The following is a 16,843-nucleotide window of genomic DNA, read 5'->3' as shown; positions in this document are numbered from 1 at the left end:
ACTCACACCCAATCCTTCCCAATCAGAAAATCCGTATAAAGCTTATCTTCAGGACTGCCCGTCGCGGGTTTCCAGTCATAGCGCCATTTTACGATGGGCGGCAGTGACATGAGGATGGATTCTGTACGTCCCCCCGATTGCAAACCGAACAAAGTCCCACGGTCCCACACCAGGTTGAATTCCACATAACGGCCGCGACGGTATGCCTGGAAGTCGCGTTCGCTCTCCCCATAGGGCGTATTCAGGCGGCGCTCCAGGAGTGGGACATAGGCCGGCACGAAATGCTCGCCCACGCTCTTGGTCAGGTTGAAACAGGCATCGAAATCCGGCTTGCCTAAATCATCGAAGAAGATGCCGCCAATACCGCGGGGCTCCTTGCGGTGCTTCAGGTAAAAATAATCGTCGCACCATTTCTTGAAGCGCGGGTGATAGTCGGCACCGAACGGCTGTAGCGCGTTCTTGCAGGTCTGGTGGAAGTGTACGGCGTCTTCTTCAAAACCGTAGTAGGGGGTCAAATCCATGCCGCCGCCAAACCACCATACCGGTTTGGCGCCTTCCTTGCGCGCTTCCAGATAACGCACGTTCAGGTGCACGGTGGGTGCATATGGATTGCGGGGGTGTAACACGATCGATACCCCCATCGCCTCAAAGCTGCGCCCCGATAATTCGGGCCGGGCGGCAGTGGCGGAGGCGGGCAGGCCGCCGCCGAATACGTGCGAATAGTTCACCCCGCCGCGCTCGAACACGTTGCCCTCTTCCATCACGCAACTTAACCCGCCGCCGCCTTCCGGGCGCTCCCATTTGTCGCGGTGAAAGCGTTTTCCATCCACTTTCTCCAGGCGCTCGACAATGCGTTCCTGAAGGCCGATGAAGAACTCTTTAGCCTGTTGCGTGGTGTCCATACACACTCCCGATACCGCTCTGTTATTTTTTCCGGGGCAACCGTGCCCAGTGCCCCTTGTCTATGGGCTATTTACGGTGATTGATAGCCCGGTAGCCAATGTCGCGCCGCATCTGGCAACCATCGAAATGAATCTGCTCGGCAATTTCGTAAGCCCGGCGCTGGGCCATTTTTACGCTATCCCCAAGCGCGGCAACGCACAATACGCGTCCGCCCGCAGTCACGATTTCCTTGCCGTTTTCTGCACCCAATGCTGTGCCTGAATGGAATACGTGAAAGTCTTTTTCCGGCTCTTCCGTAGACGCTGACTCCGACCCCAACGCCGGCAGGTCATGGATCACGTCACCTTTACGCGGCGAGTCCGGATAACCATGTGCTGCCAGCACCACCCCCAATGCAGTGCGGCGATCCCATTCGGCTTCCACTTTATCGAGCGTTCCATTCAGGGCATGCTCTATCAGCGTTATCAGACTGCTTTTCAGGCGCAACATGATGACTTCGGCTTCCGGATCGCCCATACGGCAATTGAACTCCAGCACTTTGATGCCGCCGTCTGGCGTGATCATCAGTCCGGCATAAAGAAAGCCGGTGTACCGTTCGCCTTCCTGTTCCATGCCGTGCATGGCCGCATGGATCACTTCGCGCATTATCCTGGCGTGAAGGGCCGGGGTAATCATGGGTGCGGGAGAATAAGCCCCCATGCCGCCTGTATTTGGCCCCTGATCGCCTTCTTTCAGCCGCTTGTGATCCTGGCTGGTGGCAAGCGGCAACACGTGGCGCCCATCGGCCATGACAATAAAGCTGACCTCTTCGCCTTCCAGATAATCCTCTATCACAATACGCGCCCCGGCATTGCCCAGCCGGTTTTCGACCATCATTGCATCGACGGCGTCATGGGCCTCTGCCAGCGTCATCGCTACCACGGCGCCCTTGCCTGCAGCCAGGCCGTCCGCCTTGATGACGATGGGTGCGCCTTTCTGGTCCAGATATTGGTGGGCTTCTGCAGCTGAACTGAAGGTAGCATAGGCGGCGGTGGGAATGCCGTGGCGCTGCATGAAAGCCTTGGAAAAATCCTTTGAGGTTTCCAGTCGCGCAGCCTGTTTGGTCGGGCCGAAAATTTTCTGCCCGGCGGCGCGAAAGGCATCGACGATGCCCTCCGCCAGAGGTGCTTCCGGCCCGACAATCGTGAATGCGATGGATTCCTTCTTGGCAAATTCCACTAATTCGGGGATAGCCGTGATGGGAAGATTCTCCAGTCCGTCTTCCATTGCCGTGCCTGCATTACCCGGCGCGACAAAGACCTTTATGGCGCGACTGATCCGCCATGACTGGAGGAGCCTCCACGCTAAAGCGTGTTCTCTGCCACCTCCGCCGATTACAAGTAGTTTCATATTTCTAGCCTGAATTTGCGAACATCCACTTTGCAAAATGTCTGTGCTACCCGACTTTGCGCCAGTGGCTGCCCATGTGCTGACATGTGTCGCGTCGCGTAGTTTTGATGGGTTGCGCTACGCTTCACCCATCCTACCCAAGCTACACAGGCGTCAAACTGAGAATGGTGCATAGGATATTTATCGAAAGACCCGCCGCTTCGACACATGCTCAATGTCTGAAATGCCGCACGCCGGTTAACACCATCGCCACACCTTGCTCATCCGCGGCAGCAATGACTTCTTCGTCGCGCACGCTGCCGCCGGGCTGGATAACCGCCGTGGCGCCGGCCTGAACGACTACATCCAGCCCATCACGAAACGGAAAAAACGCGTCGGAGGCCACTACCGAACCGGCAAGCGCGAGCCCCGCATTCTGCGCCTTGATCGATGCAATGCGGGCGCTATCCACCCGGCTCATTTGTCCCGCGCCCACACCCAGCGTCTGACCGTTGGCGCAAAAGACGATGGCGTTGGATTTGACGAACTTAGCCACGCGCCAGGCGAACAGCAGGTCCTGCAACTGTTGCGGTGTAGGGTGTACTTTGGTCACCACTTTAAGTTGTGCAGCAGTGACGTTGAGGTTATCAGGTGTCTGTACCAGCAACCCGCCACCCACGCGCCTGAAGTCGAAAGTGTTGCTGCCGGTCTCGAGCGGAACGGTCAGGACGCGCACGTTGGCCTTTCGGGCGAGAATCTGTTGCGCCTCGCCGGTTAACTGGGGGGCAATGATTACCTCGACAAATTGCTTGATCACCGCCTCCGCCGCGGCGCCGTCCAGCACGCGGTTAAAGGCGATGATACCGCCGAAAGCGGAAGTCGGATCGGTAGCAAGCGCAAGCTTGTAAGCCGCGAGGGGTGTGGTGGCAACGGCCACGCCGCAGGGATTGGCATGCTTGAGGATGACGCAGGCGGGCAGGTCAAACGTCTTGACGCATTCCCATGCGGCATCCGCATCGGCGATGTTGTTATATGACAGCTCCTTGCCCTGCACCTGGATGTAACTGGCAAGACTGCCGGGGACAGGGACAGGTTCGCGATAAAACGCAGCCTGCTGATGGGGGTTTTCGCCATAGCGCAAATGCTGGCCGATGCTGAAGTTGAGATTGAGGCGTCCGGGAAAGGCCAAGCGTTCTCCACCTTCACTTTCGGTCGAGGTCAGGTAATTACTGATGGCGCTGTCGTAAGCAGCGGTGTGAGAGAAAGCCTTGCAAGCCAGCTTGAAACGGGAATCAGGCGCAACCGCGCAATCGGATGACTTCATTTCCGCCAACAGGGGCGCGTAATCCTCCGGGTCGGTGACAATGGTTACGCTTTTATAGTTCTTTGCAGCGGCGCGCACCATGGTAGGTCCGCCGATGTCGATATTTTCGATGGCCTCTTCCAGGCTGCATCCAGGCCGCGCAATGGTCTCGCGGAAAGGGTAAAGATTCACCACCACCAGTTCGATAGCGGGAATTGCCGCCTTTTCCATGGCTGACATGTGCTCGGGCAGATCTCGCCGCGCCAGAATACCGGCGTGTATTTTGGGATGCAGCGTTTTCACCCGCCCGTCGAGCATTTCAGGAAAACCAGTGTAATCCCCAACTTCGGCAACGCCCAGGCCGGCTTCCTTCAGCAATTTGGCGGTGCCGCCGGTGGACAGGATGGCTACCCCCAGCTCGCGCAGTTCTCTCGCAAACTCGACAATGCCGGTTTTGTCGGAAACGCTAATCAGTGCTTGTTTAATGGACATTCGCGGTCATTATTGGAATTGAATATATAGCGCTATTGCTGCGGTTCACCATCACCTGAGTAAATATCCACCTTCATATGCAATTTTGCATTGCGTCTGATTGCTTCGGTTACCTGCTGTGATGACACGGATGTGGCTATCCCGGCCTATTTGATCTGATACTGCTTCATCTTGTTGCGGAGCGTATTGCGGTTGATGCCGAGCAACTCGGAAGCCCGGGTCTGGTTGCCGCCGGCGTGCTTCATTACCAGTTCGATCAGCGGCTTCTCTACGCTGCGTATTACCATGTCGTGTATGGCGTGCGGCTTTTCACCGTCCAGATCATTGAAATAATCTTCTACGGCCTTCCGTACGCACCGGGCAATGTCGTTTTCGTTAATAATGCTCATGCGACGAGCTCCTCAGCCTCAACGTAAGTCAACCGCCGCCCATAGCCGGCAAGTTTAGTAAAAAATTCATTCACCGCCGACAACTGCTGATCCGTGCTTTGCAACTGGTTCATGGCATGACGGAACCCGGCAGAACCCACCAGCCCCTTGGTGTACCAGGAGATATGTTTACGGGCAATACGCACGCCGGAATATTCTCCATAGAAATTATATAGCTCATTCAGATGCTTGATGAGCACACGGTGAATCTCGGCGACCTCGGGCAACTGCAGATGCTTCCCGGTGGCCAGGTAGTGATTGATCTCACGGAAGATCCAGGGCCGCCCCTGGGCGGCACGGCCGATCATGATGGCGTCGGCGCCGGTATATTCGAGTACGTGCTTGGCTTTTTCAGGGGTGGTGATGTCCCCATTGGCAATGACCGGGATTTTCACCCAGGCCTTTACCGTGGCGATAGTGTCATATTCCGCATGGCCGGTGTAGGCGCAAGCTCGGGTGCGCCCATGAATGGCGAGCGCCTGAATGCCGGCGCTCTCGGCAATTTTCGCCACCGCGAGCGCGTTTTTGTGCTGGGTGTCCCAGCCGGTGCGGATTTTCAGGGTAACGGGAACATTTACCGCGCCGACAACAGCATCGAGTATGCGCCCGACCAGGGGCTGATCCTGCAGCAACGCGGAACCTGCCATGACATTGCAGATTTTCTTGGCCGGGCAGCCCATGTTGATGTCTATGATTTGCGCCCCTTGCGCCACATTGTATCGGGCAGCTTCAGCCATCATCGCGGGGTCCGCACCGGCAATTTGCACGGAAATGGGGTCTACTTCCCCGTCATGATTTGCCCGGCGCCGGGTCTTTTCGGAACCCCACAGCAGCGAATTGCTCGATACCATTTCCGATACCGCCATACCCGCGCCCATGCTCTTGCACAACTGTCGGAAAGGACGATCAGTCACCCCTGCCATGGGTGCAACGATCAGCTTGTTTTTGAGAATGTGAGAACCGATTCGCATGACTTAATTTGACGGCGATGCCAGTAGCAAAGCGCACAGAGGACAAAACAGGTGCAATCTTAACAGGAAATGATCATGACTTCTAAAACCACTGCGCCATCAATGGATAGATGCAGGATTTTACGGGCCGGCGATAATGCAGTTAACTGCACCGACTCGCTACAGGCAGCATCTTCGGGTTTTATCCCGGATGTTTTATAAATTCGCGTGATGATTGCGCAGGATTTTGTTTTGTAGGGAGATTTTGTGAAAGAGTGGCGTAGTTATTCATACGTCCGACTGAACGAAATTTTCATACGAAACAAAAAGACCAGCGAGGGTGCGCGTCAATTTATCAAACATCCGGGTTATGGTCCGGTTATCCTCTCGCACCGAACATCATACGCCGCGCGACGAATCGCTTGGCTTGCGGCAAACAATCCAGCGCACTTAATCCGCTGTTTCGCAGGACTCCCAGCACGAGATCGTCATTGGAAAAGAGCTTTATCAATGAATCGGTGAATATCCGCCCGACGCTACTATCCGTTTGGCGCTTGTCACCATATCTGGCAAGCATTACCGGCGCGCCTATGTCGGCGGGCGACGCAATAATTTCTTCAGCCAGCTCCCATGCATCGCGCAGCCCCAGATTGAAACCTTGCCCCGCAACCGGGTGCAACGTTTGTGCCGCATTGCCGATCAATACAACACGGCAAGCTGTGACTGGAGCGGCGTATTTCAATGCGAGGGGAAAACCAGCCCGTTTGCCGGTCTCGATGAATTTGCCGAGACGGTCGCCGAAATGGCCATGCAACCGTGCAAGAAAAGCCGTGTCATCCAGTGCGAGAATTTCCTGAGCCGCTGCCGGAGAAACAGTCCATACCAACGCAAAGCGGTCCCCAGAAGGCAGCAGCGCCACCGGACCATCCGGTGTAAAGCGCTCATAAGCGATGCTGGGTTGAGTGCGCGCAGGGCCGTTGCCGTTAACCTTCGTTGTTTGCGAAGTTCGTTTCGCGGACCGGCTAAGTGCGGCAGTAAATGGTTTCGCTACTGCAGCGGGCGGCAGGCTCCCGAAGCGCTCCGTTTTGACGCGTGCAACGACAGCCCATTGCTGGTAGTCATGCACATGTTGGGTCACGCCTTCGATTTGCCCGGTGAGGCGGCCGCCGTCTGCCACTGCCAACAGCCGCGCCGTCACTTTTTTTGTGATGCCGCCATGCTGAAATTCAACCTCGCCGAGCCCGGCAGGCGTTTCCAACCGGGTTACCTGTGCCCCTTCCAGATAGTCGACATTGCAGTTTTGCAATGCTTCATGCATGCTCCGAAACACATCATGGTGACTGACTACGTAGCCCAAAGCCGGCACACCGGCGTCGTCAGCGGTCAATACGGTTCGGCCGAACCCGCCTCGGCTGGAGATATGAATAGTAAGGATGGGCGTGACTTCCGGCAGCGCGTCCCACACGCCTAAGCGCTGCAGGATGAGCCGGCTGCCGTGAGATAACGCCAGCGGACGGGAGTCTTCCGTTTTTGCAGGCATTCCCCGCGCTTCCAGCAGCAGCACGGATGTGCCACTGCCGCGTAGGGCGAGTGCCAACGCCATCCCTACCGGGCCGCCGCCGATAATGATCAGGTCGTAATCGTAATGATGGATGTTCATTCTGTTTTAGCCGGGTTTTAAGGGGTCTTTGCTAGACGCCACATTTTTGCCGCATTTTATCTTTGTTGAAACCTGTCGCCTATGATCGCCTAGCCCCATAGTCACCCATGAACGCCGCGCTCATGGCGGCGGCTCATGGTGATCAGCGCGCTTGTTTTTATTTGCCCTGTCGGTGCTTTCCTCGATAATTTCGGCGTCCTCGATGACAACATAGGGTGCTTCCTCTGCATTCATCTGTGCTTCCTCTGCCTCCATCGTTTTTCGCAATTTGCGGCGCAGCCACCACAACCTGAGTCCGAATCCAACGGCGGCAACGGCGAATAATGCAAGAAATGCGGTAAAAAAGAAGATGCCCAAAACCACCATGATGATCAAAAATGGGGCCAGGAGCAGGTAAGTGAGCCAACGCTTGCCGGGGCTGCCACCGCCGGCACGAAAAATATGCACGGTCTCGTCTTCCGGACCGCCAGTATCTCCGTGCCGGGATATGCGCTTTATGATTATCCGATCGTTTTCGTCCATGATTTCGATTTTTTCCGATCGCGCATCAGTTCTTCAATCTCCGCTACCGTTTTGGGAGCGGCTCCCGTCAATACTTCACACCCGGTCTCCGTCACTGCCACATCGTCTTCGATGCGAATGCCGATATTCCAGAAATGCTTGGGAACATTGTCGGCCGGGCGGACGTAACATCCCGGTTCCACTGTCAGGGTCATCCCCGGCTGCAGCGGGCGCCATTCGCCGTTACGCTTGTATTCGCCCACGTCGTGCACATCCAGCCCCAACCAGTGGCCGGTGCGGTGCATGTAAAAACGCTTGTAGTCTTCCGACTGGATAACTTCATCTACACTGCCGTGGCACAGGCCAAGATCGATAAAACCTTGAGCCAGCACCTGCAATGCCGCATTATGCGGAGCATCCCAAGTATTGCCCGGCCGCACCGCGTTTATCGCTGCCGCCTGTGCGGACAGCACCAATTCGTATAAATCGCGTTGCGCCGGATTGAATTTTCCGTTCACTGGAAAAGTGCGCGTAATGTCGGCGGCGTAGCCATCCAATTCGCAACCGGCGTCGATCAACAGCAACTCGCCGGCCTTCAGCCTGGCATTGTTATCGACATAGTGCAGTACGCAGGCGTTCGCTCCACCCGCGACAATGGAGGTATAAGCGGGCGCCTGCGCGCCATGCCGACGAAACTCATGCATCAATTCGGCCTCCACTTCATATTCGCTCATGCCGGGACGCGTGTTCTGCATGGCGCGACGATGCGCGCCGCCCGAAATCTCTGCCGCGCGGCGCATCACTTGAAGCTCTTCTGGGCCTTTGAACAGGCGCATCTCATCCAGCAGAAGGCGGATGTCACGAATTTCAGCCGGCGCGGTAGTGCCGCTACGCGACTGTTGCCGCACCTGGTTGACCCAGCCAATCACCCTCGCGTCCCACGCCGTATCGTCACCCAGCGCGCAAAAAACGGCGGGCTGGTCTGCCAACAACCGGGGCAGCATTTCGTCCAGCTTGGCAATGGGATATGTTTCGTCGAACTCGAATGCTTCCCGGGCGGCTTCGGGCCCGTAACGGAAACCATTCCAGATTTCATATTCGATATTTTTCTCGCGGCTAAACAGGATGCTCTTTGATACATCTTTATCAACCCCCGCCACAATCACGAGTACTGCCTCGGGCTCGGCAAAGCCTGTCAGGTAATAAAAATAGCTGTCGAAGCGATAGGGATAATGCGCATCTCTATTTCGCACCCGCTCGGGGGCGGTAGGAATAATGGCAACGCCCTTTTGCATTTGGGATGCAAGACGATGGCGCCGTCCGCTGAAGGCTTGAATGGGGATCATGGATAAATATTCTTACAGCATTTGCCGGATAAAGCAAAGTATCCCGGTGGTTTCTGGTCGATTTTTGATGGGTTGCGCTTTGCTCCACCCGTCCTACGGATGGGCTAGTGATTGGCGGTGTTTAGTGCTTAGCTGGGAATCAATCAGCCGCAATCGCTCGGGCGTGCCTACGTCTATCCATACGCCTTGGTAATGTTGGCCGCTCACTTTACCCGATGAAATTGCCTGGCGCAGCAGGGGTGCAAGTTTCGCCACGGAACCCGGCACCATATCGGCAAAGAGCTTCGGTTGATAGATGCCGATGCCGCTGAAGGTAAGATTATTTTTCCCCGAAAGCGCCACTCTGCCGGAATCAAGGGTGAAGTCGCCCTCAGCATGGTGCCGAGGATTATCGACCAGTACCAGATGGGCGAGATCCCCATCCGGGCTGGTTTGCATGTGCCGTAAAACCGGAAGGAGGAGGGAAAAATCGATTTCACAATAAATATCGGCATTCACCGCCAGAAACGGTCGGCCTCCTCGATTTTCCCGCTCGTGTCTTAGAAGGGGTAGCGCCTGGGCGATGCCGCCCGCGGTTTCCAATGCGGCGGGTTCACTCGAATAATGGATATTCACACCATAACGGTCGCCTTTGCCGAGCGCAGCTTCGATCATGTGTCCCAGATGAGCATGGTTGATGACGATGTCGGCAAAGCCGGCGCGCGCAAGGCTTTCAAGGTGATATTCGATCAGCGCCTTATTCCCCACGCGCAGCAGCGGCTTGGGTAAGGTATCAGTCAGGGGACGCATGCGTTCGCCGCGCCCCGCTGCCAGGATCATGGCCTTGAAGGAGACATTTTCAGAAGGTATAGCCAACTTTTGCTTCCGGCGATTTGGTGACTGTCCATTCGTCCAGCAGCGTGAGCAGAGGATGCAGTTCGCGGTAGCGCTCGCATGCCTTTCGCAAATATTCCTCCACCAAGGGTAGATGGGCGAGGTAATCGCTTTTGCCGTCGCGGTAATTCAGGCGCGAGAAGATCCCCAATACCTTGATATGGCGCTGTACGCCCATCCATTCAAAATCGCGATAAAAATCGGCAAAATCGCCGGCTACCGGCAGCCCGAGTTTGCGCGCCTGTTCCCAATAACGGATCAGCCAGTCCAGTATGCGCTCCTCATCCCAACTTATGTACGCGTCCTTGAAGAGTGACACCAGATCGTAGGTAATGGGCCCGTAGACCGCATCCTGAAAATCGATAATGCCCGGATTGGGGGTGGTCACCATCAGGTTGCGCGAGTGATAGTCGCGGTGCACAAACACCCTGGGTTGAGCCAGGTTGTTTTGGACGATCCGTTGGAAAATGCGCTCAAGTTCCGCTTTCTGAGTCGCCTCCGGCACTACATGCAGATGCCTGCCCAGATACCAGTCCGGGAACAGGTTCAGCTCTCTCAACAGCAGCGTTTCGTCGTAGTCCGGCAGTACATTCGCTTGGCTCGCAAGCTGGATTTTAACGAGCGCAGCTACCGCATCGCGATATAAGCGATTGGTATTATCTGCATCGCCGTTCAGCGCCTGGAGATAGGTTGTGCTTCCGAGATCGCAAAGCAGCAGGAAACCTTGTGCCAGATCCTGCGCCAGGATTTCGGGCACATGCGCCCCTGACGCGGCGAATAACCCGGCCACGTGCACAAAAGGCGCACAATCTTCCTGCGGCGGCGGCGCATCCATTGCGATCAATGTCCCGTCGCTAAACGTGACACGAAAATAACGGCGGAAACTCGCGTCTGCGGAGGCGGGCGCCAAGGTGAAGGGTTTATCAGGAAATTGTGTCCTGATCCAGTTTTCCAGAAGGCGAAAACGCTCCATAATAGTTCGCTGATTGCCTATTTTGCTGAAGTATGAGATTTTAGCACGCATGCGTCACTCCTCACCCGGCCGGGTGATGGAGCAGAAATTTATGGAGATAATCATGGCCAACCAAAAAGTAGTGGATGAAATCGTCACCAAGGTTAACGAACTTTTGTCACAGAACCCCATAAAAGATGTGGAAAAAAACATGCGGGTTATGCTTTCAGGATTATTCACCCGCCTTGATCTGGTGACTCGCGAAGAATTCGAGGTGCAGCAGGAAATACTCAAACGCACACGCGAGAAATTAACGGCGCTGGAAACCAGAGTAGCCGCACTTGAAACTGCCGCGAAGTCGGATAAATCGGCAGGCACGCTCGATGTTCCGGTGGAGACGCTGGATGATCTGTCGGAGACTGAATAACCAGATATTCAATATTAAAATGTCGCGTTTTCAGACATTCTGCAAAGACTTGATCCCGCCGCACTATTCACATTGATCCCGTTGCTTCTGGTTGAGGATCTTTCTGCATGCCGCTAGCTATTCTCTATAGCCGAGCGATCTCTGGCATGGAAGCGCCACTGGTCACGGTGGAAGTTCACATCGCAAACGGTCTGCCAAGCTTTACCATTGTCGGGCTGCCGGAAGCGGAAGTGAAAGAAAGTAAAGACCGGGTGCGGGCGGCGCTGCAAAATGCGCAGTTCGAATTTCCCGCACGGCGCATTACCGTCAATCTCGCCCCCGCCGATTTGCCCAAGGAGAGTGGGCGCTTCGACCTGCCTATCGCACTGGGCATACTGGCGGCAACAGGGCAAACCCCTGCGGACAAGCTCGACAGATATGAATGGGCGGGTGAACTCGCCCTGACCGGAGAACTGCGCGCAATCCGTGGTGCATTGGCGATGACATACGGCGCATCGCGCTCCGGAAGAAGTTTCGTGCTGCCTGCACAAAACGCGCCTGAAGCTGCACTGGTCAAGGAAGCCGCGGTTTATCCCGCGACATCGCTGCTTCAGATTTGCGCACACCTTGCCGGGCGCGAGCCGTTGCAGCTTTACAAGGCATCCAGTGTAGCGGGCACGGAAACGAGTACGTTTCAGCATCCAGGCATGGAAGAGGTGAAAGGGCAGGCGCATGCAAAGCGCGCACTGGAAATCGCGGCGGCGGGCGGCCACAGCGTACTGATGGTGGGTCCGCCTGGCACGGGTAAATCCATGCTGGCCGCGCGCCTTCCCGGCATTTTGCCCTCCATGACAGAGGAAGAGGCGCTTGAATCCGCTGCGATGCAGTCCCTGAGCAGCAGCGGGTTCAACGTTGCCAACTGGAAACGCCGCCCATATCGGTCGCCGCACCATACCGCATCGGGTGTTGCACTGGTCGGCGGCGGGAGCAATCCGCGTCCCGGCGAGATTTCACTGGCGATGAACGGGGTGTTGTTTCTCGACGAGCTACCGGAATTTGATCGCAAGGTTCTGGAAGTATTACGCGAGCCGCTGGAATCGGGGCGCATTACCATCTCACGCGCGGCGCGCCAGGCGGATTTTCCCGCCCGATTCCAGTTGATTGCCGCGATGAACCCGTGCCTCTGCGGTTACCTCGGACATTACAGCGGAAAATGCCATTGCACTCCCGACCAGGTAGCGCGCTATCGCGGCAAAATTTCTGGCCCGTTGCTGGATCGCATCGATATACAGGTAGAGGTGCCCGCCGTGCCGCAGGAAGATTTGATGCGTCAGGCGCAAGGTGAAGCGAGCAAGGCGATAAGAGAGCGGGTTGAATTGGCTTATCAGCGCCAGGTGGCACGGCAAGGCAAGGCCAACGCCCATCTGGCAGTGAAGGATATCGATAGGTACTGTGTGCCCGATGCGCTGGGGGAGACTTTGCTCAAACAAGCTATCAGCCGCCTGAATTTTTCCGCACGCGCTTATCATCGCGTCCTGAAAGTGGCGCGCACTATCGCCGATCTGGCGGCAAGCGAAACCATAGCCAGTGCCCATATTGCGGAAGCGGTACAGTACCGGAAGCTGGACAGGAATTGATCGCGGTAGACGGAAGTGGACAAACCGAGTCTTCGCAATGAGATTGCGACCAGGTTACATTGTTACGCCGCGATGGCAGAGGCGCGTTCTACGCAACATGTAGAAACAAGCAAAGTCAATTGGCTGAGATGAGCTCCGCTCTCGATGTAAGCGCGATTGACGACGTTAGATGTGGGGGAGGGATAGGTTAGGGCAAATGCCTGCAGGGGCGTGATAGAATCAACCTCCACCTCAAACGTAGCGTTGCCATGAACGAAACCCCTCGCACCAAATTGCTGGAAGAAATCCTCTCACGCCGTATTGTGCTGCTTGACGGCGCCATGGGAACCATGATCCAGAGCTACAGGCTCGACGAAGCAGATTATCGTGGTACTCGCTTTGCCGATTTTCCCCATGATATCAAAGGCAATAACGATCTTCTGACGCTTACCCAGCCGCAGGTTATCCGTGCCATCCACGATGCCTATCTAGAAGCGGGTGCGGATATCATCGAGACCAATACCTTCAATTCCACCGCCGCCTCGTTGTCGGATTACCACATGCAGGATCTGGTATACGAACTCAATTTTGCCGGGGCCAAACTCGCGCGGGAAGCGGCGCAAGCGATGGAGGCAAAAACTCCGGAGAAGCCGCGCTTTGTCGCGGGCGTGCTGGGGCCGACCACCAAGACGGCATCCATCTCCCCAGATGTCAACGACCCAGGTTTCCGCGGCATTACTTTCGATCAATTGGTTGCGGATTATTCCGAATCCATTCGGGGCCTGATCGATGGCGGCGCGGATATCCTGCTGGTTGAAACCATTTTCGACACGCTTAATGCCAAGGCAGCACTGTTCGCCGTGGATCAATTTTTCGAGACCCACGGCACAAGATTTCCCGTGATGATTTCGGCAACGATTACCGATGCTTCCGGACGTACGCTTTCCGGACAGACACCGGAAGCTTTCTGGAATTCCGTAAGTAACGCCCGGCCATTGTCGGTCGGGCTCAACTGCGCGCTAGGGGCGGAGTTGATGCGTCCCTATATTGAAGATTTATCCAGGGTGGCCGGTGTGCGTGTAAGCGCGCACCCCAATGCCGGCCTGCCCAATCCGCTGGCTGAGACAGGCTACGACGAGTCGCCTGAATACACAGCGAGTCTGATAAAGGATTTTGCGCAATCAGGTTTCGTCAATATCGTCGGCGGCTGCTGCGGGACGACACCCGCACATATCAAAGCCATTGCGGATGCGGTGAGCGGTATCGCGCCGAGAGTCATACCCGATATTCCAAAAAAATTGCGTCTGTCGGGCCTGGAGCCGCTTGCCATTGGCGATGATTCATTGTTCGTGAATGTCGGCGAGCGAACCAATGTAACCGGTTCGAAAGCCTTCGCTCGCTTGATACTGAACAACAACTATTCGGAAGCGCTGAGCGTTGCCCGCAACCAGGTCGAGAGTGGCGCGCAGATCATCGATATCAACATGGATGAAGCGATGCTCGACTCGCAGAAGGCGATGGTTACATTCCTGAACCTTGTCGCCGCCGAGCCGGATATCAGCCGTGTGCCCATCATGCTGGATTCGAGCAAGTGGTCGGTGATCGAAGCGGGACTGAAATGCATTCAGGGCAAGGCAATCATCAATTCCATCAGCTTGAAGGAAGGCGAAGCGGAATTCATCGAACATGCGAAGCTTGCGCTCCGCTACGGGGCGGCGGTAATTGTCATGGCGTTCGATGAAGCAGGTCAGGCTGATACGCTTGAGCGTAAAGTGGACATTTGCACGCGCTGCTACCGCATTCTTGTGGATCAGGTAGGCTTTCCGCCTGAGGACATCATTTTTGATCCCAACGTTTTCGCGGTCGCCACGGGCATCGAGGAACATAACAATTACGGCCTGGATTACATCAATGCTACGCGCCTGATCAAGCAAACCCTGCCGTATGTCAAGGTGAGCGGCGGCGTTTCCAATGTGTCGTTCTCTTTCCGCGGCAACGAGCCGGTGCGGGAAGCGATCCATACCGCTTTCCTCTACCACGCGGTTCGCGCCGGCATGACCATGGGCATCGTCAATGCCGGGCAACTTGGCGTTTATTCGGATATCCCCAAGGATCTGCTGGAACGGGTAGAGGATGTGCTGCTGAACCGTCCCCCAAAAGGAGATGGAGACGCGAGCGCCACCGAGCGGCTGGTTGAATTTGCCGAGAGCTTCAAGGGACAGACCAAGGAGAATGTTGAAGACCTTGCCTGGCGCAACGAGTCGCTGCAGCAACGCCTGACTCACGCGCTGGTAAGGGGCATCACCACTTATATCGTGGAAGATACCGAGGCGGCGCGGCTCGAAGTCGCTGAGGCAGGTGGGCGACCCATCCAGGTGATCGAGGGGCCGCTTATGAACGGGATGAACGTGGTGGGCGACCTGTTCGGCTCGGGCAAGATGTTTTTACCTCAGGTGGTCAAATCAGCGCGCGTCATGAAGCAGGCGGTGGCGCACCTGCTGCCGTTTATTGAGGCGGAAAAGAAACTGCTCGGCGATTCCAGGCCCAAGGGCAAGATCGTAATCGCCACGGTCAAGGGGGATGTTCACGATATCGGCAAGAATATCGTCACGGTAGTCCTTCAGTGTAACAATTACGCAGTAGTGAATATGGGCGTAATGGTGCCTTCTGCACAGATTCTGGAAATGGCACGGCGTGAGCAGGCCGACATGATCGGGTTGTCGGGCCTGATTACGCCCTCGCTGGAGGAAATGGCGCATGTGGCGAAGGAAATGGAACGGGAAGGTTTTACCATTCCTTTATTGATCGGCGGCGCAACAACCTCGCGGGTGCACACTGCCGTGAAAGTGGCTCCCCATTACAGCGGCATTACCGTATGGGTCCCGGATGCGAGCCGCGCCGTGAGCGTTTGCAGTAGCTTGCTGTCGGAGGATCTAAAGGCAGGTTACGTGGAAAAACTCCAGGCCGAATACGAAAAGGTACGTGCCCAGCATAAAAATAAAAGGGGGCCTGCGCCAATGCTATCCATCGCAGATGCCAGGAAGAATTCTTTTAAAACCGATTGGGAGAACTATACGCCGCCTGAACCGGATTTCATCGGCGTAAGGTCCTTGAGAAACTACCCGCTGGAAAAGCTGGTACCTTTCATAGACTGGACGCCGTTTTTCCAGGCGTGGGAATTGTCCGGCCGGTTTCCGGCGATTCTCCAGGACGAGGTGGTGGGAGAAGCGGCCACTAACCTGTATCGCGATGCCCAGGACATGCTGAAAAAAATCGTCGAGCAGAAGTGGCTGACAGCCAATGCTGTATTTGGCCTTTTTCCCGCCAATACAGTAAATGATGACGATATCGAAATCTACACGGATAAGGCTCGCACCCGGCTAGCGATGACTTTTCACAATTTGCGTCAGCAGACCCTGAAACCGGCTGGACGTCCCAACCAATGCCTGGCGGATTTCATCGCTCCCAAGGAAACCGGAATAAAGGATGCCATCGGAGCATTCGCAGTTACCGCGGGTATGGGCATAGACGCACGGATAAAGGCGTTCGAGGACACGCATGACGACTACAGTGCAATCATCCTGAAGGCGTTGGCAGACCGTCTGGCTGAAGCTTTCGCCGAACACATGCATTGGCGGGTACGACGCGAATTCTGGGGTTTCGCAAAGGACGAAGACCTGGGTACCGACCAACTCGTCGCCGAAGAGTATCGCGGCATCCGCCCCGCGCCGGGCTACCCCGCCTGCCCCGATCATACAGAGAAAGGCCCTTTGTTCGAAATGCTGAAAGCACCTGAAAACGCGGGCATTATCATCACTGAATCTTACGCCATGGTTCCTACCGCGGCGGTATCCGGCTTTTATTTTTCTCACCCTGACGCCGATTATTTTGCGGTAGGCAAAATCGGCAAGGATCAGGTGGAAGATTATGCGAAGCGTAAAGGCTGGACGCTGGAGGAAACCGAGAAATGGCTGGCGCCAGTCCTGGCATATGATCGATAGCTATGGGTGAAAAGTGAATTGCTGGCAACCAATGCCGGGCAACT

At 55.9% G+C, this 16,843-nt stretch carries 13 protein-coding genes; 3 read left to right on the top strand and 10 right to left on the bottom strand.

Annotated elements, in window-relative coordinates; genetic code table 11:
• Nucleotides 1-2: 2 nt before the first annotated feature.
• The 10 genes from hemF to BLS94_RS03705 form a co-directional block, all read right to left on the bottom strand.
• Nucleotides 3-902 (bottom strand): oxygen-dependent coproporphyrinogen oxidase, encoded by a 900-nt coding sequence (gene hemF, locus BLS94_RS03750; protein WP_090957817.1) that lies wholly within the window; start codon nt 900-902, stop codon nt 3-5.
• A 67-nt stretch (nt 903-969) separates the two neighbouring features.
• Nucleotides 970-2,292, bottom strand: coding sequence for a phosphoribosylamine--glycine ligase (purD, locus tag BLS94_RS03745; protein ID WP_090957816.1), 1,323 nt, complete (start codon nt 2,290-2,292; stop codon nt 970-972).
• Between the two features lie 211 nt (nt 2,293-2,503).
• Nucleotides 2,504-4,066 carry a bifunctional phosphoribosylaminoimidazolecarboxamide formyltransferase/IMP cyclohydrolase gene (purH, locus tag BLS94_RS03740; RefSeq protein ID WP_090957815.1) on the bottom strand — a complete coding sequence of 521 codons (1,563 nt, stop codon included), beginning with the start codon at nt 4,064-4,066 and terminating at the stop codon, nt 2,504-2,506.
• A gap of 146 nt (nt 4,067-4,212) precedes the next feature.
• Nucleotides 4,213-4,455, bottom strand: coding sequence for a helix-turn-helix domain-containing protein (locus BLS94_RS03735; protein WP_025041412.1), 243 nt, complete (start codon nt 4,453-4,455; stop codon nt 4,213-4,215).
• Nucleotides 4,452-5,465 (bottom strand): tRNA dihydrouridine synthase DusB, encoded by a 1,014-nt coding sequence (gene dusB / locus BLS94_RS03730; RefSeq protein WP_090957814.1) that lies wholly within the window; start codon nt 5,463-5,465, stop codon nt 4,452-4,454. The genes BLS94_RS03735 and dusB overlap by 4 nt, the downstream gene beginning before the upstream one ends.
• Before the next feature lie 358 nt (nt 5,466-5,823).
• The gene (locus BLS94_RS03725; RefSeq protein WP_090957813.1) at nt 5,824-7,104 is read right to left on the bottom strand and encodes an FAD-dependent monooxygenase; all 1,281 of its coding nucleotides are present in this window, start codon (nt 7,102-7,104) and stop codon (nt 5,824-5,826) included.
• A gap of 120 nt (nt 7,105-7,224) precedes the next feature.
• The gene (locus BLS94_RS03720) at nt 7,225-7,626 is read right to left on the bottom strand and encodes a hypothetical protein (protein ID WP_090957812.1); all 402 of its coding nucleotides are present in this window, start codon (nt 7,624-7,626) and stop codon (nt 7,225-7,227) included.
• Nucleotides 7,605-8,951 carry a Xaa-Pro aminopeptidase gene (pepP, locus tag BLS94_RS03715; protein ID WP_090957811.1) on the bottom strand — a complete coding sequence of 449 codons (1,347 nt, stop codon included), beginning with the start codon at nt 8,949-8,951 and terminating at the stop codon, nt 7,605-7,607. Before pepP ends, BLS94_RS03720 begins: the two co-directional genes overlap by 22 nt.
• A 93-nt stretch (nt 8,952-9,044) precedes the next feature.
• Nucleotides 9,045-9,770, bottom strand: a complete 726-nt coding sequence (gene murU / locus BLS94_RS03710; RefSeq protein ID WP_090957810.1) for an N-acetylmuramate alpha-1-phosphate uridylyltransferase MurU — start codon at nt 9,768-9,770, stop codon at nt 9,045-9,047.
• 19 nt (nt 9,771-9,789) lie between these two features.
• The gene (locus tag BLS94_RS03705; protein WP_090957866.1) at nt 9,790-10,797 is read right to left on the bottom strand and encodes an aminoglycoside phosphotransferase family protein; all 1,008 of its coding nucleotides are present in this window, start codon (nt 10,795-10,797) and stop codon (nt 9,790-9,792) included.
• A 103-nt stretch (nt 10,798-10,900) separates the two neighbouring features.
• Here BLS94_RS03705 and BLS94_RS03700 point away from each other — a divergent pair, with 103 nt between their 5' ends.
• The 3 genes from BLS94_RS03700 to metH all read left to right on the top strand — a co-directional run bounded on the left by BLS94_RS03700 (nt 10,901) and on the right by metH (nt 16,799).
• Nucleotides 10,901-11,203, top strand: coding sequence for an accessory factor UbiK family protein (locus tag BLS94_RS03700; RefSeq protein ID WP_090957865.1), 303 nt, complete (start codon nt 10,901-10,903; stop codon nt 11,201-11,203).
• 107 nt (nt 11,204-11,310) lie between these two features.
• Nucleotides 11,311-12,819, top strand: coding sequence for a YifB family Mg chelatase-like AAA ATPase (locus BLS94_RS03695; RefSeq protein WP_090957809.1), 1,509 nt, complete (start codon nt 11,311-11,313; stop codon nt 12,817-12,819).
• 248 nt (nt 12,820-13,067) lie between these two features.
• A complete protein-coding gene (gene metH / locus BLS94_RS03690; RefSeq protein ID WP_090957808.1) occupies nt 13,068-16,799 on the top strand; it encodes a methionine synthase in 3,732 nt (1,243 codons plus the stop codon).
• The last annotated feature ends 44 nt before the right edge of the window (nt 16,800-16,843 follow it).

The sequence above is a fragment of the Nitrosospira sp. Nsp18 genome (assembly GCF_900103145.1).
Classification (GTDB): domain Bacteria; phylum Pseudomonadota; class Gammaproteobacteria; order Burkholderiales; family Nitrosomonadaceae; genus Nitrosospira.
The sequence above is the reverse complement of the archived record's forward strand: the minus strand, read 5'-3'. Positions and strand labels throughout refer to the sequence as shown.